We start from the raw sequence: 19,746 nt of genomic DNA on the forward strand, positions 1-19,746 counted from the left end.
CTCCCCTAATGTCATAATTAAGAGAGTGTCTGATTAAAATATAAAAAATCTGCTAGAAAACCAGCAGATTTTTTAAGATAATTATTTAGCCAAAGCTTTTTTTGCTTCTTCAGCAAGTGCAGTAAATGCAGCAGCATCAGCGATTGCGATGTCAGCAAGCATTTTACGGTTTACTTCGATATCAGCTAATTTCAAACCGTGCATCAATTTGCTGTATGAAAGACCATTCATACGTGCAGCTGCATTGATACGTGCAATCCATAATTTACGGAAGTCGCGTTTCTTTTGACGACGATCGCGGAATGCGTAGTAGTATGAATTCATGACTTGCTCTTTAGCAGTCTTGAAGAGTTTATGTTTAGCTCCGTAGTAACCTTTAGCGAGCTTTAAAATACGTTTACGGCGTTTGCGAGTTGCAACGCTACCTTTAACACGTGCCATGTGTGTTCTCCTTTAATTCTTAGTAGATTTCAATTTTGTCATAATGACAAATTTATTTTTTTATTGAGTTGGAGCAAGAAAATTCAGTTCTACCTATTTAGAGATTTCTCTAAAATTAGATGACTTATTTCATTGTCCCTCTTAGTCGCTTACGCTCCTGCGAGGATTGCTCCAATGCAGCGAACAATGTTCGCTTAACGCATTGTCGCAACCATACGACGGATACGTTTGAAGTCCCCTTTAGAAACCATAGAAGATTTACGAAGTTGACGACGTTGTTTTACAGTTTTACCGTGGAAACGGTGAGAAGTGTAAGCACGGAAGCGTTTAAGACCGCCGTTACCTGTACGTTTGAAACGTTTAGCAGATGCGCGGTGAGTTTTTTGTTTTGGCATTGTAATTCTCCTTAATTTATATCAGTTGGCAGAAAAAATTATTCTGCACCTCTATTCATTTTAAACATTCGTTTTCAATGAATAGAGAGGTGAAAGGTTAACCTTTCAGACGGTTGTCTTGTTAAGACCTATTTTTTAATAGGTGCAAGTTGCAAGAACATTTGACGACCATCCATTTTGGCTCTTTGTTCAACAACAGCAACTTCTTTTGTTGCTTGCGCGAACTTGTCCATTACTTGACGACCCACATCTTGGTGAGTAATCATCCGACCTTTAAATCGGATTGAAACCTTAACTTTATCGCCTTTTTCAAGAAACTTGATGGCTTGACGAAGCTTTGTATCAAAGTCGTTTTGGTCAATTACTGGTGACAAACGGACTTCTTTTACAGAAACAACAGCTTGTTTTTTCTTTGCTTCTTTTTGTTTTTTCTTTTGCTCAAACATGAATTTTGTATAATCCATGATTTTTGCAACAGGTGGTTCTTGGTTTGAAATTAAAACCAAGTCCATGTTAAGATTTTCAGCTTGCATTAGCGCCTCAGACGTTGGTGTGACACCTAATTGTTCACCCTCAGCGCCAATGAGACGAACCTCACGAGCACGGATTGCACCGTTCATCATAGGTTTTCTATTGTCTTGTTTAGCTATGTTCGTTCTCCTTCTAATATGATGTGAAAGTTGACTAAGATTTAGGAAACTTCTTTTTTAAAGAAAAACAAAAGCGGAACGACAATCTCGCCCCGCTCATGAAAACATTCGTTTTTGAATAATTCCATTCGTTTGCCCAGGGCTATAACCTCTAAGGCGAGAAGCGGGTGCTTCTGCTTTTCAACTCTATTATTCTATCAATTATTTAAAGACTTGTCAAGTCCTAATTCTTTTTATTATTTATAGTGAAATTTATCTCTAATTCTGATTATAATTCTAATTTTTTGACACTTATAGAATACAATTTTAGAATATGGCTTTAGTCTTGTCAATTCAACATTTTTTCTATAATTTCAAACACCATATCATTCAATAAAATGAAAATAAAATGATAAAATAATTATAATAAACTAAAATTATCGAAAGGAGAATAAAATGTCAGATATTCAACTCATTACAATTTTTAATACCAGTGCTACAGAAACTCCCAATCAACTCAAAACCTATCAAGTGATGGATGACAATTCTCTACGACTTTTTCAAGTGTCATCAGCATCAAATTAAAAATAGAAAGGATTATCTATGACTCCACTAGATTTAACTCATCTTACTGAAGATATCAAAAAAACAAAAAACTGGTCAATTCATCGGAAAAGAATGTATGCCATGGGTTTAATGCATGAGCTTTATATTACTGATGGTTCAAATAACGAAAATGAACATTCAATTATTCCTGCAAGTGACCGTTTGTTAACTGCGCAATTGGTCAGTGAAGTTCTTGACCAGCTGATTGAATATGATGAAATTTCGATTTTTGAGGAAATGGTCGAAAATCATAAAACAACTTGTCCCTCTATTCAATTTTCACATATTCTATCTTTTGATGACGAAGCAGGCATCCAATATATTTTAAATTCTAATAGTTGGCTAAAGGTTTTACGTGGTTCAAATGACATAGCTCTTGTTATTACTGGTAATCTTGTTGGTGATTTTACTTTTTACCTTGAAAGTTCTAACGAAACTTTTGAAGAAAAAAAGATTACTTTTAACAAAAATGGAATTTATCGGTTGTCTAACAAGCCTATTGACAGACTTTATTTAGCTGCTGACTCTTTAAAACTAGTCCAATAATAAAAAAACGGTTAATCACCGTTTTTTTCTATAAATGAATCAAAAAAATCTTGAATGTTTGTAAATTCATAATCAGCAATCGTTTCTTTTTCAGGTCCAATATATGCTGTCTTCATTCCCAACTCTTGGGCGGGTTTGATGTCATGTTCGATAAGATCTCCAACCATTAAAGTCTCAGACGCTTGGAAATTTTCTTTGGTGAGCACATTTTTAAAGGCACGCGCATCTGGTTTCAGATAGCCTGTTTCACCAGAGATGTAAACCGAAAATAATTTTTCAACTTGAGAACGACGTAATTTTTCTCTCTGCTCCACATGCCCCCCATTACTTAATAGGGCAAGTTTGTAGTTTTTGGAAAGTTTTTTTAGATTTTGGATGAGTTGTTCATCAGGCTCTATCAATTCAAACAATCTATTCAAGAATTTTTTGAAAAAGCCCGTAAGATAATTTTCATCGACTTTCAAATCAAAATATTCGATAGTCAAGCTTAATCTTTCTTCTCTTAGCTCTTCAATCGTTATTTTTCTTTGATGGACTTGTGGCCAAAGCAATTCATCAAATTCATGGTATTTCTCCATGAAACGATTGAGTTCTTGGTCAGTAAATGGTCCTAATTGTTCTGAAAAAAGTTGGCGGTGAGCTAATTCCCAATATTTTTCTTTAAAAGGGAAAAGTGTATTGTCCCAATCAAAAATAATATTTTTTATTTCTGTCATCTATTTCCCTCATTCCTTGTTTAAGCCTATTTTATCAACTTTTAAAGTATTCCACAAGAAAAAAAGTTACTGACGAAAATTTTAAGTTGCTTCCTCAGTGCCAAAACACAAGGACTCTCCCGCAAATTTTCTGTCAGTAACTTTTTGTCAGTAAAATTTAAATTTTTAATTATTTTCCTTCAAGGTAAACCATGAGAATACTGATGTCAGCAGGATTTACACCTGAAATCCGACTCGCTTGTCCCAGCGTTTCTGGATTTATTTTTTTGAATTTTTGACGAGCTTCAGTAGCAATTGAGTCAAGCTTATCCCAATCCATATTTTTAGGAATTCGTTTCGCTTCCAAGCGATGCATTTTGTCCACTTGGTCCATTGCTTTTTTGATGTAGCCTTCATAAGTAATTTCAGTTTCAATCAATTCAATGACGGTACGGTCAATCTTTTCTGGTGCTTGTCCGATAAAATCGATGACTTCATTGTAGTGAACTTCAGGTCGTTTCAAAAATTCTGCACCTGTCAGCGCATCTTTAATTGGTCCAAAGCCCAATTTTCCTAATTTTTCTTGTGTATCAGGCAAAGGTTTGAGTTTTTCTGAATTCAATCGTTTCATTTCACGGTCAAATTGAGCCATTTTTGCTTGGTAATGTTCCCATTGCTCATCTGAAACAAGGCCCACTTGACGGCCAATTTCAGTCAAACGGCGATCAGCATTATCATGGCGAAGAATTAAACGGTATTCTGCACGTGATGTCAAAAGACGATATGGTTCCAGTGTTCCCTTAGTTACCAAATCATCAATCATTACCCCAATATAGGCTTCACTACGTTTTAAGATAAATTCAGGCTTTCCTTGAACTTTAAGTGCTGCATTTATTCCAGCTACTAAGCCTTGCCCAGCTGCTTCTTCATAGCCCGAGGTTCCGTTGGTTTGTCCCGCTGTAAATAGTCCAGAAACTAATTTTGTTTCAAGAGTTGGACGGAGTTGATGAGGCATCACCACATCGTATTCTATAGCATAACCCGGACGCATCATTTGAGCATTTTCAAGTCCTGGAATTGATTTAACTAAATCAAATTGGACATCTTCAGGCATTGAAGTTGAAAGTCCACCAATATAGACTTCTTCTGTATTCCGTCCTTCCGGTTCAAGGAAGAGTTGATGACGAGGTTTGTCAGCAAAGCGAGTGATTTTGTCTTCTATTGAAGGACAGTAACGTGGCCCTACTCCTTTAACAATTCCTGAAAAAAGTGGTGCTCGGTGTAAATTATCACGCAAAATAGTATGACTATTCTCAGTAGTATAAGTGAGCCAGCATGGAATTTGATCTTTTAGATAATTTTCATCAGAGCTCATAAAACTAAAATGATTAGGCGCTTCATCACCTGGTTGAATTTCTGTTTTATCGTAATCAATAGAACTTGCTAAAACGCGTGGAGGCGTTCCCGTTTTAAAACGACCAATTTCAAATCCAATTTCACGTAAATTATCTGCTAGACCAATTGATGAAAGAGAGTTATTGGGTCCTGAAGAATATTTAAGTTCTCCAATAATAATTTCACCACGCAAAGCTGTTCCTGTAGTGATAATTACTGCCTTAGCACCATATTTAGTTCCTGTAGAAGTTTTGATTCCGATGACTTTTTTCTTTTCTTCATCAAGAATAAGTTCTTCAACCATTCCTTGACGGAGTGTCAAATTTTCTTGGTCAGAAACTGTATTCTTCATTGAAGCGGCATATTCATCTTTATCGGCTTGAGCACGAAGAGCTCGAACTGCTGGACCTTTTCCGGTATTAAGCATCTTCATTTGAATATAAGTCTTATCGATGTTGCGACCCATTTCACCACCGAGCGCATCAATTTCTCTGACAACAATTCCTTTAGCTGACCCACCAATTGATGGATTACATGGCATAAAGGCAACCATATTAAGATTAATCGTCATGAGTAGTGTTTTAGAGCCCATCCGTGCAGCTGCTAGTGAAGCTTCAACCCCTGCATGTCCTCCTCCAATGACAACAACATCATAATTTTCTTGAAAATTCATTTTATACTACGAATTTTTTAAATTCGCCTTTCTTTATATTTTGATAAAAGTTCTTGCAAAAATACTGACAGAATTATTTATCATTCTTTTACTGACAGCTTTTATAGCCCTTAATTAGCGTTGTTAAAAGCTGTCAGTAAATATTTTGCAAATAAAAAAGCCAAAGCTGTGAAAAATATGTCAAAAGATCCTCTCATCAGTTACTGACAGAAAAATCAATTGTGATTATTTTCTGTCAGTAACTTTTAAAAGTCTCTTGTCATATTTTCCCGAGCTTTGACCATCGAGTTCTTATCTAAGATAATGATATTTTAACTCATTTTAAACATTTTTTCAAGACTATTTTCTTATCATTTTAAATCTTAGACTGTTTTTAAAAGATTTCTTCCAATTCACGGTATAAAACTTGCTCAATGATATCTTGAGCAGACAGATAATCACTAAAAAGAATGATACGGTCTTTTTCCTTATCAGTAGAATCATACTGACCTGCGTAATCAATTTTACCATCAGCTAATCTTACTGGAATAGCACTCCCTTGTGGATAGATGCCTAAAAACTTCCCTGAGTTAATTCCTTCGCCCATCAATTTCAAATAAGGTAGCTCATTTTCAGAACTCACGCCTTCCAAAGTTAAGTCATATTGTTGCCCCTCAAAAGTTACCGAAGGGCCTGAAATAACAAGAGTTTTAGTTTTCTTAGTGATTGAGCTATTCTTCCAAAGCCCTGATAGTGTTAGAAAATTTTCTTTTTTGATTTCTTTGGTGTTTATTTTGATTTCCATATTATTTGATTCTGTTTTATTTTCAGTCGAATTTTGTGTGCTTGCTGTTGAATTCGATAGTGAATGCTCTTTAGATTGTTCCTGAACATTATGAAATAATGCCAGTCCAAGAACTGCGATAAGTAATATTAAAAATCCATCTAATATAATTAACGGTTTCTTCATAGCGCCTCCTAACATTAGATTTATATTATAAAATAATTATAATACAATTTCAAGTTTCTTACCAATGAAATGCTTACGATTATTCTATCAGAACAAAAGAAAGCTTACTCAACCAGTAAACTTTCTCATTTTTTAATTTTCAGTTTTCATTGAACAGAAACGTTCTGGGAGTTCTCCAGATTTTTTACTATAACCTGAGCGCTTTTTCTCAAGCGGAATCGCATGCCAGTCTTCCAATAAAGCAATGCTGTGATAGCGCTGTAAATAACCTACACAGTCTTCACACCATTCTTCATCTCCGTTTTTCCAAAATGCTGTTTGCAAGCCAGACTTGCTAGTGAATTCTTTAAAATTCTCAGCCATTTCAAACCATTCTTTTTTATAACATTTTAAAGCTTTATAAAAATCATCAAACTCATCTACTGAAACTATATCTTCTTTCCAGCCGTCGAAGAACCACCATGGTTCATCGGTGCCGTACATTGTAACTACTCTATACATCTCTTCTTCTTTCCGCTGATTTTTTTCTTTGTATCTTTGCATACCTATTCTAGCGGATTTTTTTCTTTTTTTAAAATAATTTGCTTAATACTTTGATCTTTGTAATTAATAAACTTTAAACCAGATCTGCTTCAATTGTTTTAAGGCAAAAATCCCAAAATTCTTGAAGTCGCTCTTTTTGTTGCGTTAAATGGAGAATTCCAACAACAGCTTCAAAACCCGTTGATATTCTGTAAGTAACAACATCGGTATTTTTGGCCGTCGTTTTAGAATGAGCATTGCGTCCTCTTTTAAAATAGGTCAATTCATATTCAGTCAAAAAATCAACTTCATCCATTGCAGAAATAATTTTTGCTTGCGCTTTAGCTGACACAAATTTCGTTGCATTTTTTTGAAGCATGGCGGGCTTTGTCAGGCCTTTATCTAATAAGTACTCACGCACAAAGACCTCATAAATCGCATCCCCAATATAGGCCAATGCAATACCATTCAAAAGTTCTGCTTGTTGCTTATTCACGATGCCACCGTACCCCGTCTTTTGTATCTTCAAGAACAATACCTTGAGCTTTTAAAGCGTCACGAATTTCATCTGACTTCGCAAAATCACGGACTTCTCGTGCCAATTGTCTTGCTTCAATCATGACTTCAATTTCGCTGTCCAAACTTTGCTCAAATTCAAATTTAATCCCTAAAATTTCTAAAACTTGGTCAAAAAATTCTTTGACCTCAGGCCCACCGTTTCCTTTATTAACCCAAGAAACAAAGTCATAAAAAACAGTCATTCCATTGGCAATATTGAAATCTTCATCCATGGCAGCAACAAAATCATTTCTGAAAGTCGTAAGTGCTGACAAATTAGACTCAGCTTGCTCATCCAAATGACGATAAGCATTTTCAATTTTTTTGATATTATTTTCAGCTTCTGTCAGTGCATCATCAGTAAAATTGACTGGTCTTCTATAATGAGTAGTTGCTAAAAAGAAACGCAAAATTTGTGGATTAACTACTTGAAGGAGTTCATGAACCGTTGTGAAATTGCCTAGTGATTTAGACATTTTTTCACCGTCAACATTTACGAATCCATTGTGCATCCAATAATTAACAAACTTTTGTCCAGTTTTTGCTTCAGATTGTGCAATTTCATTTGTATGGTGTGGAAATTCTAAATCTGCTCCTCCACCATGAATGTCAATTGTTTCGCCTAATAGTGAAGTTGACATGACTGAACATTCAATATGCCAGCCTGGACGACCAGCTCCCCAGGGCGCTTGCCAAGAAACTTCATCAGCTTTTGCAGATTTCCAAAGAGCAAAATCGGCTGGTGATTCTTTAAGTTTTGTTTCTTCATCCGTACGTCCAGAAGCCCCTGCAAGTAAATCTGCAAGATTTTTATTTGCTAATTTAGCGTAATCTTTAGATTTAGATACACGGAAATATACGTCTCCTTGAGAAACATAAGCAAATTTTTTATCCACAAGTTCTTGAATAAACTCAATCATCGCTTCGATGAATTCTGTTGCTTTCGGATTTTGAGCGGCTCTTTTAACATTTAAGGCATCAGTATCTTCATAAAAAGCAGCAATATAACGTTCAGAAAGTTCTTTAGTACTGATATTTTCATTAGCTGCTGCCTTGATAATTTTATCATCGACATCTGTGAAATTAGAGATATATTGAACTTCAAATCCTCGAAATTCCAAATATTTTCTAACCAAATCAAAAGCAACAACAGAACGAGCATTTCCCACATGGATGTAATTATAAACGGTCGGTCCGCAGACATACATTTTTACTTTTCCAGGTTCAATCGGCTGAAAATCTTCTAGCTGTCGACTATAAGTATTATATATTTTCATTCTATTTCCTTCTTAATCTTCATCATAAACAATAGAGGTGATAAGAGAACGTATTGGTAAGTAGAGCAATGGAATCCCCGTATAAGCAGGATATCCAATACTCGAAATCACAATAGCAAGAGCAGACATCACAATCAAATCCCAAGGTTTTCGTGACTGATGTCTGCTGATTATTATTTCATTCAGGCGGTAAGTATATTTGATAATCAAAGAAGCAAACCGTGAGGTCACAATAATATATAAAACATAGATGATTGTGAAGTATGCGGGATGAATTCCATTATCAATTTGGGTCATAAAGGGAAAAAGTGAGACAAGCATGAGAAAAATTGTATAAGCAAAAATCTGCCAACCACTAATTTTCTTTATGCGTCCAAAGAACTTACTAAATTGAAAATAATAAGAAACAACAACCAGAAAACTCACAAAGAAAATAATGAGTGAGCTGCTTGTTTCACGAAAATCATACTGATTATTGCCAATAAGTTTTGGTAAAGGAATTTCTAAAACCATAATCGTTGCAATGATAGACATAACAGCATCCGTAAATGATTTTAAAGTTGCAAGTAAATGTCCCTCATAAATGGCTACTTTTCTCTTTTTCACTTCTCATTTCTCCTCACAAATGTGATGAATGATAGCTTGCTTCTCTTTTTTCTTCAAGGCTTGTGATGCGCTCGACATCTTTTTTACCTTTAACTCGAACAACTTTTGCAGGTATTCCAACGACAGTTACTTCTGGCGGAACATCTGTTACCACAACAGCGCTCGCCCCTACTTTTGCATTTTCTCCAACTTCAATAGGACCTAAAAGTTGAGAATGGGCAGAAATTAATGCCCCTTGTCTAATTGTTGGATGACGTTTCCCTTTATCTTTTCCTGTACCACCCAAGGTAACTCCATGATAAAGTTTGACGTTCTTTTCAACAATGGCAGTTTCGCCAATAACTAATCCAGAACCATGGTCAATAAAGACGCCATGGGCAATTTCTGCTCCTGGATGAATTTCAATTTGAGTCCAAAATCGCCAAAATTGTGAGTGCATCCGAGCCAAAAGTTTCAAATGATGACGCCAAAGAAAATGTGAAATTCGATGAGCTGCAAGAGCTTTTACTCCCGGATAGGTCAAAAAGACTTCCAGAGCAGTTCTAGCTGCCGGATCATTTTCTTTGGTCACTCGAATTGCTTCAGACCAAAAACCTTTCTTTTTTTCGTTCATTTTTTCCTACTTCGTTAAAAAATACTTATAGTAAATTATACCATAAGCATTGTGGGCCTTGTTGATTCAAAAACGTGTAATTGACTAAATCAAGCTTTCAATTGATTTAATCTCTTGTTAATTCTTCCCAAGTGACCATTGAATTTTGAACTTCTTCTTGTGAGTAGTCCAAAGGATTTACCGTAATTCCTAGGCTTTTTCCTAAGTCATTTATGGCTTCATCTTCTCCATTTAATAATTCATCAATTTTTAAAAGTAGAACTTGTCCATTATTTTCCTTAAAGGCTTGGCTAAAGTAGGCTTCATTGTGCCATTTAGCCAAACTATCTAAATTATCAAACAAAGGAAGATATTCTTCATTGTCCTGATTGATTAGATTAGGGAAAGTTCTCTGACCACTTGTTGTGACGAAAGCTGGAACGAAATAATATTTTTCTCTTTGTTCAGCCTCAAGATTTTCCGGACTAAAAACTTTATTCAAAATTTCAGTATAATGAACTAAAAATTGCATTAATTCTGGTGTCCCAAAGTAAACGGTGTTGCCTTTATCTTCATCTTGAGGTAATTTAGGATTGATTGCTAAAATATCAATATCCGTTTCCATTAATTGGTCTAAAATTTCAATTAATGAGTGCAATTCCCATTCCGTCTCAAAGTCTGTCAGTTCTGACAGGAAAACTTCAAGTTCTTCTTCTGTTGTAAAAACAGGTAGTGCCTTGTGGTCTTCAATCGGAACAAAGAAAACTGATTTTGGTGCCAATACTGGAAATTGATGAAAAGCATAGACCAATGAGAGGTCTTCCATAAATGAGCCTGGATTTGCTAATGAAACTCGCAAACGTTCATCTAGTTCTGGATTGAGATTATAATTTGACATATTTTTTGCTGACAGACCTGTCAGTGATTATTTATAAGCTAAATAAACAAATAATTTACTGACAGAAATCCAAGCATGAATAATCACATTTCGGTTATTATCTATCCATTAGCCATCTATGACTTCTGGATAGACTAGCATTTTCATCAGTAAATTTTATTTTATTTCAAGGTCTATTTTTACAGCTTTTCCATTTTATGATTGAGCTTATTCTGGTTTTTTAGTTGAGAGTTCTGGAAACTCTTCATCAATATGTGATTTACGTTCACGGCGCTCAAAACTGTGGTTTCCAACTTTATTTCCCTGATTATTACGGTCATTATTACGACGGTCAAAACCATTACCACGGTTACTATTTCCGTTACCTTTGCGACGGTCACCATTTTCACGGCGTTCTCTTGGTTTACGCTCAGGTTCAACATAACCTTCTGGTTTCTCAACTAAAGCACGCATTGATGCATCTACGCGACCCTTGTCATCAATTTTCATGATTTTAACTTTGACAGTGTCACCTAATTTCACAACATCTTCAACATTTTCTGTCCGAGCCCAAGCCATTTCAGAAATATGCACCATTGCATCTTGCTTACCAAATAGATTTACAAAAGCACCAAAACTTTCGATACGAACCACTTTTGCATCGTAAATTTCACCAACTTTCGCTTCCCGAACAAGTTCAGCAATAATTTCTTTAGCACGATCAATCGCTGCTTGGTCAGAAGAGAAAATTGAACAAAGTCCTTCGTCATCAATATCAATTTTTACGCCCGTTTCAGCAATAATTTTATCGATTTGCTCGCCACCTTTACCGATGACAACTTTAATCTTATCGACAGGAATTGTAATTGTATCAATTTTAGGTGCTGACGGTGCCAACTCTTCACGAGGTTGTGCAATTGTTGCTTCAATTACATCAAGAATTTGGAAACGTGCAGTTTTTGCTTGTGCAAGAGCTTCAGCAAGAATTTCTGGTGTAATTCCTGAAATTTTAATATCCATTTGTAGCGCAGTAATCCCGTCACGAGTTCCCGCAACCTTAAAGTCCATATCACCAAAATGGTCTTCAAGCCCTTGAATATCTGTCAAAACAGTATAATTTGTTCCGTCAGAAATCAAGCCCATCGCAATCCCAGCAACTGGTGCTTTGATTGGCACACCACCAGCCATCAGTGCAAGTGTTCCTGCACAGATTGAAGCTTGTGATGACGAACCATTTGATTCTAAAACTTCAGCGACCAAACGAATGGCATAAGGGAATTCCTCTAAAGAAGGCAATACTTGTTCTAAAGCACGTTCACCGAGCGCTCCGTGACCAATTTCACGACGTCCAGGTGCTCCGTAACGTCCTGTTTCCCCAACAGAGTACTGTGGGAAATTATAATGATGCATAAAACGTTTTTTATATTCATCATTCAAACCATCAATGATTTGTGCTTCATTCATTGGTGCCAACGTCAATGTTGATAAAGCTTGGGTTTGACCACGAGTAAATAAACCTGTCCCATGTGTAATATTACGTGGGGTAAAGTCAATTTCAGCATCAAGCAGGCGAATTTCATCAATCTTACGTCCATCAGGACGGATTTTATCTTCAGTAATCAAGCGACGAACTTCCGCATGTTCCATTCCTTCAAGAATTTCAGCAAGATCACGCAAAATGATTGATAGATTTTCATCGTTCTCATATTTTGCACTGTAAACAGAAATTATCGCCTCTTTAACTGCTTTTGTCGCAGATTCACGCGCCAATTTTTCTTCAATTTGAACTGCTTTTTGCAAATCTGAATTGTAAGCTGCAATCACTTCGGCTTTTAAATCTTCATCAACATGCAAAAGTTCAACTTCAGCTTTTTCTTTTCCAACTTTTGCAACAATTTCATTTTGAAATTCAATTAATTCTTTAACAGCATTATGTCCTGCCAAAAGTGCACCAAGCATCACTTCTTCTGAAAGTTCCTTGGCTCCAGATTCAACCATATTGATTGCGTTGATATTTCCCGCAACAGAGAGTTCCAAACTTGAAGCCTCTTTTTCTGCAACAGTTGGATTGATGATATATTCTCCATCAATATAAGCCACTTCAACACCTGCAATTGGTCCATCAAATGGAATATCAGAAATTGCAAGCGCTAAAGAAGAGCCAAACATTGCTGCCACACGACCAGAAGCATTTTCATCATAAGAAAGAACAGTATTAATGACTTGAACTTCATTACGAAAACCTTCAGCAAACATTGGACGAATAGGGCGGTCAATTAAACGAGCAGTCAATGTCGCATCAGTTGATGGACGTGCCTCACGTTTGTTGAAACCTCCTGGGAATTTACCAGCAGCATACATTTTTTCTTCATAGTTCACTTGAAGTGGGAAGAAATCACCTGTAGCCATTTTACCCATTGTAGCGGCTGTTAAAACAGTTGTATCTCCATAACGTACAACAACAGCACCATTTGCTTGTTTTGCAACTTGACCTGTTTCAACAGTTAATGTCCGACCTGCAAATTCGATTGAAAATGTTTCTTTTGCCAATGTTTTTCTCCTTGACTTGAAATGCTATGAACTTTCTCTAACAGTCCAGTCTCCTGCTTTTGTAATATATTTTAGCTTTATGTTTTTCTAAACAAAAATCAATCTGTCATTACTGAACCTCTTGTCAGTAATTTTTCACTGGCAAAAATTTTTTTATTTTCTGTCAGTAACTTTTTTACTGACAGATTCACTTTTGTATAGAACTACACGTATGTCCCATTATACTATATTTTAAGTAAGAAAAAAAGGCTCATAGAGAGCCTTTTAGACAATTTTTAGTTCATTAGTTAGCGGCTTTTACAGCAACTTCGCCAGAAACTTTAAATTGGTTTGCAGCTGGAAGAGCTTTGTAAGTGTCAAGTTGTTCTTGAGTTGCAAAGTAAAGATTTCCAGTGATTTCAGATTGGATTGATTGACCATCAGTCCCTTTCATGTCGCGTGCCATAATTGAAGCATCTTTACCGACATAAACGTCACCTTTGATATTACCACCTTCAAGATCGAAAGCAGGTGAGTTAACAATCAAGCGTTTAACTGTCAAAGTATAAGATTTAGTGACTTGGTGTTGATCATTTTGTTTAATCATTGCAAGTGTACGTTGAACAGCTGATTTTTCATTGAGGAAAGTACCATCAATTGTAAGGTCTTTACCTGAAGCATCAACATCAGCGTTAGTAGCTACAAGCCAAGCACCATTTTTACCGAGTGCTTTTTTCAATACTGAAACATCAGCAGTACCAGTTGTTGCCCCAGTTTCTGTATCTGTACCATTTCCTTCAAATGAATAAGTTACATTTCCGTGAGCGCCAGCTGTAATTCCACCAGGTTTGAATGAAACAACATCGCCTTTAACAACTGAAGTTGTACCAGTTACTTTAACTTTTTGAGCATCTGGTAATTTATTGTAAGCATCAAGAAGGTCTTGGCTAGCAAAAGTCAAGTTACCATCAATTGTTGCTTGTCCTTCAACACCTGTACCAGTTTGTCCGTGGAAGCCAGTTGCAAATACATCAACATTCCCTTTAACAGTACCATTTGAAATATAGAAACCAGGAGATTTCACTTCAATTTTATCAACTGTCAAAGTGTAACGGTCAGTAATTTTGTGACTGCTATCTTGATTGTAGATTGCCAATTTACGAGCGACTTGTCCGTCACCTAAGAAAAGACCTTCAACAGTCAAAGTTTTCCCAGAAGCATCCATATCACCTTTAGTTGCATTCAACCAAGCTCCATTTTTAGCAAAGCCTTTTTGCAAATCAGAGAAGTTGTTTGTTCCTTGAGTTGCACCAGCAAAAACTTCTGCTTTTGATGATTGTTCTGTTTTTTTATCAGAGCTACTTGAAGAGTTATTACTTCCACAAGCGGCAAGTAAAGAAACTGAGAGTACTGAAACTGCAAGAAGTGAAATCACTTTTGTTTTTTTCATTTTTAATTCCCCTAAAAATAAATAATTTGTTCGTAACACTTAGCTTTCACGAACCTTACAGAACCATTGTAACACTTCGCTTTTGTAAACGCAAGACTTTGCCTGAACTTTCACAAACTTTGTATTCTCATTTTTTTGAAAATGTTTTCAATTACATACAGATCAACCTTTAAAGCGCTTTTGTAATTTATTGGAAGTTTAAGTTTGTGAAAAATTTTTTTGCTTGAAAAAATTATTCAAAATACTCTCAAATTTTATTTTCAGATTAATTCACAAAGATATTTACAGATATAGACTATGAAAATCACTATTATTTTGCTAAAATAGAACTATATTATTTCATAAAAGAAAATGGAGAGAAATCGTGGTTTACTCTGATTCACACTTAAAGCTTTTTGCCTTAAACTCAAACCCTGGTCTTGCTGAGAAAATTAGCCAGTTTACAGGAGTTCCTCTAGGAAAACTTTCTTCAAAACAGTTTTCCGACGGTGAAATTATGATTAACATGGAAGAAAGCGTCCGTAGTCAAGACATCTTTATTGTTCAATCAACAAGCTGCCCTGTTAACGATCACCTTTGGGAATTACTAATCATGATTGACGCATGTAAACGTGCTTCTGCTCGTACAATTAATGTTGTTATCCCATACTTTGGATATGCTCGCCAAGACCGTACTGCGACTTCTCGTGAACCAATCACAGCTAAATTAGTTGCTGATATGATTGTTAAAGCTGGAGCTGACCGCTTATTAACCCTCGATATTCACGCTGTCCAAGTACAAGGTTTCTTTGATATCCCTGTAGACAACTTGTTTACTGTCCCACTTTTTGCTGACTACTATCGTAAAAGTGGATTATTTGGTGATGACGTGATTGTTGTTGCACCAAAAAATTCTGGGATTAAACGTGCACGCTCACTTGCTGAATACTTAGAGTCAGCAATTGCCATTGTTGACTATGAAGATGATGACAAAAACCGTGAAAACGGATATGTTATCGGTAATGTTTCAGGTAAAAAAGTTATTCTTATCGATGATATTTTGAACACTGGGGTCACTTTTGCCAACGCTGCAAATGTTGTACGTGAAGCGGGAGCAAGTGAAATTTATGCAGTTGCCAGCCACGGATTATTTACTAGCGGAGCCGCTGATGTTCTTGAAAAAGCAGATATCAAAGAAATTTTGGTCACAGATTCTGTTGTAACAAACCATCGCAAACCTTTAAATGTAAAATATTTGAGTGCAGCTGAATACTTAGCCAGTGCTATTCTTCGTATCCACGAAGGACGTCCAGTTTCTCCACTTTTTGAACATGAAAAACCTCAAGATTAAAGTAATTCTTATAGAAACACTTTAAGCAATTGAAAAATACCAACACTAAGTTGGTATTTTTATTTTTGATATATTAATTTATAAAATAAAAGTCATCTCAATTGACGACTTTTTCTTTTCTTTATTTAATAACCATTACGTTGCAAGAGGCATGGTTAACAATATACTGTGTTGTTGAACCAATGATAAAACGATCAATCGCATCAAGACCAGTTGACCCAATTACAACTAAATCGATATTATTTTCGTTTGCATAATTAATAATTTCTCTTTTAGGGCTGCCAGTTAAACGTACAATCTCAAAATCAACTTCTGTGCCTTTAAGATATTCTTGAACTTGCTCTACAACATAATCAGAATGCTCTTGTACACTTTTATACAAGGTCATTGTGTCTAAATGTACTGGAATATTTGCTAACTTATCATTTAAAACATACAATATTTTCAGATGTGAATGATTTAATTTTGCTGTGTCAACCGCTTCACGAAGGGCATCATAAGCTTGTTCTGAACCATCTACTGCAACTAAGATATTTTTATATTCTTCAACCATAATAAAACCTCCCTAAGAGTATTATATAATTATTATTAGAAATATACCATCAATAAATCACATTAATTGATCTGAATAGGATTATAAGATATTTAAAGAATAATCTCATTGCTTTTCATATAAAAAGAATAAAAAAATGGTAAAATAGAGCTTACAGATAAGGGGACTTTTAATCCTGATGGAATTAAATAATTTCCTTATAAAATATCCAGCAATTACTATGAAAGGTAGGAAAATCAAATTATATATTTAGATAACGCTGCTACAACACCTCTACTTCCTGATGTTATCACCGCAATCTCAGAAAGTTTATCCGCTAATTTTGGAAACCCCTCTAGCATTCACAGTCTCGGACGTGCTTCAAGTCAGATTGTTCGTAAAGCCCGTGAAACTGTGGCAAATGCTCTAGAAGTTCCAAGTCGCAATATCATTTTTACTTCTGGTGCTAGCGAGGCTAATAACCAAGCCTTAATTGGTTATGCACTGGCTAATAAAGCTAAAGGAAACCATATCATCACAACAGCTATTGAACATCCTTCTGTTCTAAATACTGTTCAATATCTTCATGACCGTTATGGATTTGATGTTAGCTTTGTAAAACCAAAAGCAGACGGAACATTCCCAGCTTCACTTATAGAAGAAAACTTGCGTCCTGATACAATTTTAGTCAGCATGATGTGGGCAAATAATGAAACAGGCCAACTTCTTCCAGTAAAGGAAGTCGGAGAGCTCTTGAAGCAACATCAAGCCGTTTTTCATGTTGATGCTACTCAAGTAATGGGAAAAATTTCAGTGCATCCTCTGGATGTTTCGGCTGATTTCCTTTCAGCATCAGCGCACAAATTTCATGGACCAAAAGGGGTCGGCTTCTTGTATTATAACGAAAAGCTACATTTTGATGCTTTGATTCATGGAGGAGAACAAGAAGAAAAAAGACGGGCTGGTACAGAAAATCTCCATTCTCTTGTTGGTTTAGCTAAAGCCTTAGAACTTGCCCTTGAAAATATTGAATCAAATTATCAAGCAGTTGAAAAACTTAATGAAACTTTACTAACTAAACTAGAAGAACAAAAAATTTCATTCTATAAAAATAATTTTGGTCCAAGTATGCCTCATGTTCTAAATCTTGCTTTTCCGAATGAAAATCATGATTTGCTCTTGACCAAACTTGATTTAGCTGGTTTCGCAATCTCAACCGGTTCTGCTTGTACGGCTGGTACAATCGAACCTTCCCATGTTCTTGAAGCTGTTTACGGGAAAAATTCTGAAAAACTAAAAGAAAACATACGTATTTCTTTTTCAGAAATGAATACAATTGATGAAGTTAATCTCTTCGTTGAAAAACTTAGTTCTATTTTAAAAAAATAAACAATTTATTTAGGAGACTCACAATGGCATTTATCACTGAAAAACATTTGGAAGGTAGCAAATATGTTTATCAACTTGCGCCTACTGTTAAAAAATTCACTTTAAAAGATACAACTTTTATTCAAACTAAAATTGGTAATTTTGAATTTAAAAGACTTCTTGAAGAAGTTCCAAATTCAAACGAAGGATTTTTATTAAAAATTATTGTTAATCCAGATTTAAGTGGTTTTAAACTTTCAGTTACTGACAAATCCGGTTTACGAAATGTTGATATTTTTAAAAATGCGAGTGAAATGATTCAAAATAAATTTTACTTCCAAATGGATGCACTTGTTGACCGCGGTGTATTTACAAAATCAGAAATTTAAAAAACTCCCCTTGGGGAGTTTTTATTTTAAGAAAAATTTTAAATAAAAAAAGAACTGTCATAAATGACAGCTCCAATTTGCTTAGATTTATAATTAAGCTTTGATTTCAGCAACGATACCTGAACCAACAGTACGTCCACCTTCACGGATAGAGAAAGTAGTACCTTGTTCGATCGCAACTGGGTGGATCAATTCAACGTCGATATGCACGTTGTCACCAGGCATTACCATTTCAGTTCCTTCTGGAAGTTTAACTGAACCAGTAACGTCAGTTGTGTGGAAGTAGAATTGAGGACGGTAGTTGTCGAAGAATGGAGTGTGACGTCCGCCTTCTTCTTTGCTCAATACGTAAACTTCACCTTCGAAAAGTTTGTGTGGAGTGATTGAACCTGGTTTAGCAATAACTTGACCACGTTCGATTTCGTCACGTTGGATACCACGGAGAAGTGCACCGACGTTATCACCAGCAAGACCTTCAGTAAGTGTTTTACGGAACATTTCGATACCAGTAACAACAGCTTTTTTAGTTTCTTCTTTGATACCAACGATTTCAACTTCGTCACCAACTTTAACAGTACCACGTTCGATACGTCCTGAAGCAACTGTACCACGACCAGTGATAGAGAATACGTCTTCGACTGGAAGAAGGAGTGGTTTGTCAGTGTCGCGTTCTGGAGTTGGGATGTATTCATCAACGATGTCCATCAATTCTTCAACTTTAGCAACCCATTGTGGTTCACCGTTCAAAGCACCAAGTGCTGAACCAGCGATTACAGGAATATCGTCACCTGGGAAGTCGTATTCGCTCAAGAGGTCACGAACTTCCATTTCAACGAGTTCCATCAATTCTTCATCATCAACAAGGTCAGCCTTGTTAAGGAAGACGATAAGGTATTTAACACCAACTTGACGTGAAAGCAAGATGTGTTCACGAGTTTGTGGCATTGGTCCATCAGTTGCAGCAACAACGAGGATTGCACCGTCCATTTGGGCAGCACCAGTGATCATATTTTTAACGTAGTCCGCGTGACCTGGAGCGTCGATGTGGGCATAGTGACGTTTTTCAGTTTCGTACTCGATGTGAGCAGTGTTGATTGTGATACCACGTTCGCGTTCTTCTGGAGCAGCATCGATAGATGCGAAGTCAGTCGCTTTAGAGTAACCTTTGTCAGACAATACTTTAGAGATTGCAGCTGAGAGGGTAGTTTTACCATGGTCAACGTGTCCGATAGTACCAATATTAACGTGTGGTTTGCTACGGTCGTATACTTCTTTAGCCATTTTAAAAATGTCTCCTTTGGGGAATTTGTTTTATTATAGGTAGTCTGCATAAAGCAAACTACCGTTCTTTATCATTATACTTAAAATAGTTTTGAAATGCAAGTCT

Annotated in this window: 21 protein-coding genes and 1 other annotated feature; of the genes, 5 read left to right on the forward strand and 16 right to left on the reverse strand. The window is 36.0% G+C overall.

All coding sequences use genetic code 11. The features are described 5' to 3' along the window. Window positions 1-81: 81 nt before the first annotated feature. The 3 genes from rplT to infC all read right to left on the reverse strand — a co-directional run bounded on the left by rplT (window position 82) and on the right by infC (window position 1,459). Window positions 82-441 carry a 50S ribosomal protein L20 gene (gene rplT, locus ACRYLU_RS09130; protein WP_003132352.1) on the reverse strand — a complete coding sequence of 120 codons (360 nt, stop codon included), beginning with the start codon at window positions 439-441 and terminating at the stop codon, window positions 82-84. Between the two features lie 194 nt (window positions 442-635). Further along, window positions 636-836, reverse strand: a complete 201-nt coding sequence (gene rpmI, locus ACRYLU_RS09135) for a 50S ribosomal protein L35 (protein ID WP_003132353.1) — start codon at window positions 834-836, stop codon at window positions 636-638. A gap of 128 nt (window positions 837-964) precedes the next feature. After that, window positions 965-1,459, reverse strand: a complete 495-nt coding sequence (gene infC / locus ACRYLU_RS09140) for a translation initiation factor IF-3 (RefSeq protein WP_003132354.1) — start codon at window positions 1,457-1,459, stop codon at window positions 965-967. Window positions 1,460-1,545: 86 nt separating this feature from the next. Continuing rightward, window positions 1,546-1,671: a sequence feature (ribosomal protein L20 leader region), on the reverse strand. Between the two features lie 250 nt (window positions 1,672-1,921). Between infC and ACRYLU_RS09145 the strand changes: the two genes are divergently transcribed. Together ACRYLU_RS09145 and ACRYLU_RS09150 are read left to right on the forward strand one after the other, a co-directional pair. After that, window positions 1,922-2,050: a hypothetical protein gene (locus ACRYLU_RS09145; protein ID WP_003132356.1), complete on the forward strand. Its 129-nt coding sequence runs from the start codon at window positions 1,922-1,924 to the stop codon at window positions 2,048-2,050. An 18-nt stretch (window positions 2,051-2,068) separates the two neighbouring features. After that, a complete protein-coding gene (locus ACRYLU_RS09150) occupies window positions 2,069-2,617 on the forward strand; it encodes a hypothetical protein (protein ID WP_012898413.1) in 549 nt (182 codons plus the stop codon). Between the two features lie 11 nt (window positions 2,618-2,628). On the opposite strand, the gene ACRYLU_RS09155 is transcribed toward ACRYLU_RS09150, so the two are convergent. From ACRYLU_RS09155 to ACRYLU_RS09205, 11 genes are all read right to left on the reverse strand, one after another. Beyond that, on the reverse strand, window positions 2,629-3,333 hold the full coding sequence (locus ACRYLU_RS09155; RefSeq protein ID WP_098393270.1) for an HAD family hydrolase: 705 nt from the start codon (window positions 3,331-3,333) through the stop codon (window positions 2,629-2,631). A 169-nt stretch (window positions 3,334-3,502) separates the two neighbouring features. Further along, on the reverse strand, window positions 3,503-5,380 hold the full coding sequence (gene mnmG / locus ACRYLU_RS09160) for a tRNA uridine-5-carboxymethylaminomethyl(34) synthesis enzyme MnmG (RefSeq protein ID WP_015427015.1): 1,878 nt from the start codon (window positions 5,378-5,380) through the stop codon (window positions 3,503-3,505). A 373-nt stretch (window positions 5,381-5,753) separates the two neighbouring features. After that, complete coding sequence (locus tag ACRYLU_RS09165; protein WP_098393269.1) at window positions 5,754-6,329, reverse strand: hypothetical protein; 576 nt, start codon at window positions 6,327-6,329, stop codon at window positions 5,754-5,756. A 132-nt stretch (window positions 6,330-6,461) separates the two neighbouring features. Continuing rightward, window positions 6,462-6,830, reverse strand: coding sequence for a DUF1033 family protein (locus ACRYLU_RS09170; protein WP_012898417.1), 369 nt, complete (start codon window positions 6,828-6,830; stop codon window positions 6,462-6,464). A 115-nt stretch (window positions 6,831-6,945) separates the two neighbouring features. Continuing rightward, window positions 6,946-7,347: a Mini-ribonuclease 3 gene (locus ACRYLU_RS09175; protein ID WP_021722593.1), complete on the reverse strand. Its 402-nt coding sequence runs from the start codon at window positions 7,345-7,347 to the stop codon at window positions 6,946-6,948. Then, window positions 7,340-8,686, reverse strand: coding sequence for a cysteine--tRNA ligase (cysS, locus tag ACRYLU_RS09180; RefSeq protein ID WP_445080894.1), 1,347 nt, complete (start codon window positions 8,684-8,686; stop codon window positions 7,340-7,342). Before cysS ends, ACRYLU_RS09175 begins: the two co-directional genes overlap by 8 nt. 12 nt (window positions 8,687-8,698) lie before the next feature. Next, the gene (locus tag ACRYLU_RS09185) at window positions 8,699-9,292 is read right to left on the reverse strand and encodes a TMEM175 family protein (protein ID WP_012898419.1); all 594 of its coding nucleotides are present in this window, start codon (window positions 9,290-9,292) and stop codon (window positions 8,699-8,701) included. Between the two features lie 13 nt (window positions 9,293-9,305). Continuing rightward, complete coding sequence (gene epsC / locus ACRYLU_RS09190; protein ID WP_029344387.1) at window positions 9,306-9,905, reverse strand: serine O-acetyltransferase EpsC; 600 nt, start codon at window positions 9,903-9,905, stop codon at window positions 9,306-9,308. A 106-nt stretch (window positions 9,906-10,011) separates the two neighbouring features. Next, a complete protein-coding gene (locus tag ACRYLU_RS09195; RefSeq protein WP_012898420.1) occupies window positions 10,012-10,782 on the reverse strand; it encodes a hypothetical protein in 771 nt (256 codons plus the stop codon). 207 nt (window positions 10,783-10,989) lie between these two features. Next, the gene (gene pnp / locus ACRYLU_RS09200; protein ID WP_445080895.1) at window positions 10,990-13,311 is read right to left on the reverse strand and encodes a polyribonucleotide nucleotidyltransferase; all 2,322 of its coding nucleotides are present in this window, start codon (window positions 13,309-13,311) and stop codon (window positions 10,990-10,992) included. A gap of 283 nt (window positions 13,312-13,594) precedes the next feature. Further along, entirely contained in the window at window positions 13,595-14,740 is a 1,146-nt protein-coding gene (locus ACRYLU_RS09205; RefSeq protein ID WP_010906169.1) for a hypothetical protein, read from the reverse strand. Between the two features lie 364 nt (window positions 14,741-15,104). Here ACRYLU_RS09205 and ACRYLU_RS09210 point away from each other — a divergent pair, with 364 nt between their 5' ends. Then, window positions 15,105-16,070 carry a ribose-phosphate diphosphokinase gene (locus tag ACRYLU_RS09210; RefSeq protein WP_012898422.1) on the forward strand — a complete coding sequence of 322 codons (966 nt, stop codon included), beginning with the start codon at window positions 15,105-15,107 and terminating at the stop codon, window positions 16,068-16,070. Between the two features lie 121 nt (window positions 16,071-16,191). On the opposite strand, the gene ACRYLU_RS09215 is transcribed toward ACRYLU_RS09210, so the two are convergent. Beyond that, on the reverse strand, window positions 16,192-16,623 hold the full coding sequence (locus tag ACRYLU_RS09215; RefSeq protein ID WP_010906170.1) for a universal stress protein: 432 nt from the start codon (window positions 16,621-16,623) through the stop codon (window positions 16,192-16,194). A 240-nt stretch (window positions 16,624-16,863) separates the two neighbouring features. Between ACRYLU_RS09215 and ACRYLU_RS09220 the strand changes: the two genes are divergently transcribed. Both ACRYLU_RS09220 and ACRYLU_RS09225 read left to right on the forward strand, forming a co-directional pair. Continuing rightward, the gene (locus ACRYLU_RS09220; protein WP_038601972.1) at window positions 16,864-17,991 is read left to right on the forward strand and encodes a cysteine desulfurase family protein; all 1,128 of its coding nucleotides are present in this window, start codon (window positions 16,864-16,866) and stop codon (window positions 17,989-17,991) included. Window positions 17,992-18,014: 23 nt separating this feature from the next. Then, window positions 18,015-18,359 (forward strand): DUF1831 domain-containing protein, encoded by a 345-nt coding sequence (locus tag ACRYLU_RS09225; RefSeq protein ID WP_015427022.1) that lies wholly within the window; start codon window positions 18,015-18,017, stop codon window positions 18,357-18,359. A 93-nt stretch (window positions 18,360-18,452) separates the two neighbouring features. On the opposite strand, the gene tuf is transcribed toward ACRYLU_RS09225, so the two are convergent. Beyond that, a complete protein-coding gene (gene tuf / locus ACRYLU_RS09230; protein ID WP_003132374.1) occupies window positions 18,453-19,640 on the reverse strand; it encodes an elongation factor Tu in 1,188 nt (395 codons plus the stop codon). Window positions 19,641-19,746: the final 106 nt, after the last annotated feature.

It is taken from the genome of Lactococcus sp. KTH0-1S, assembly GCF_052544945.1.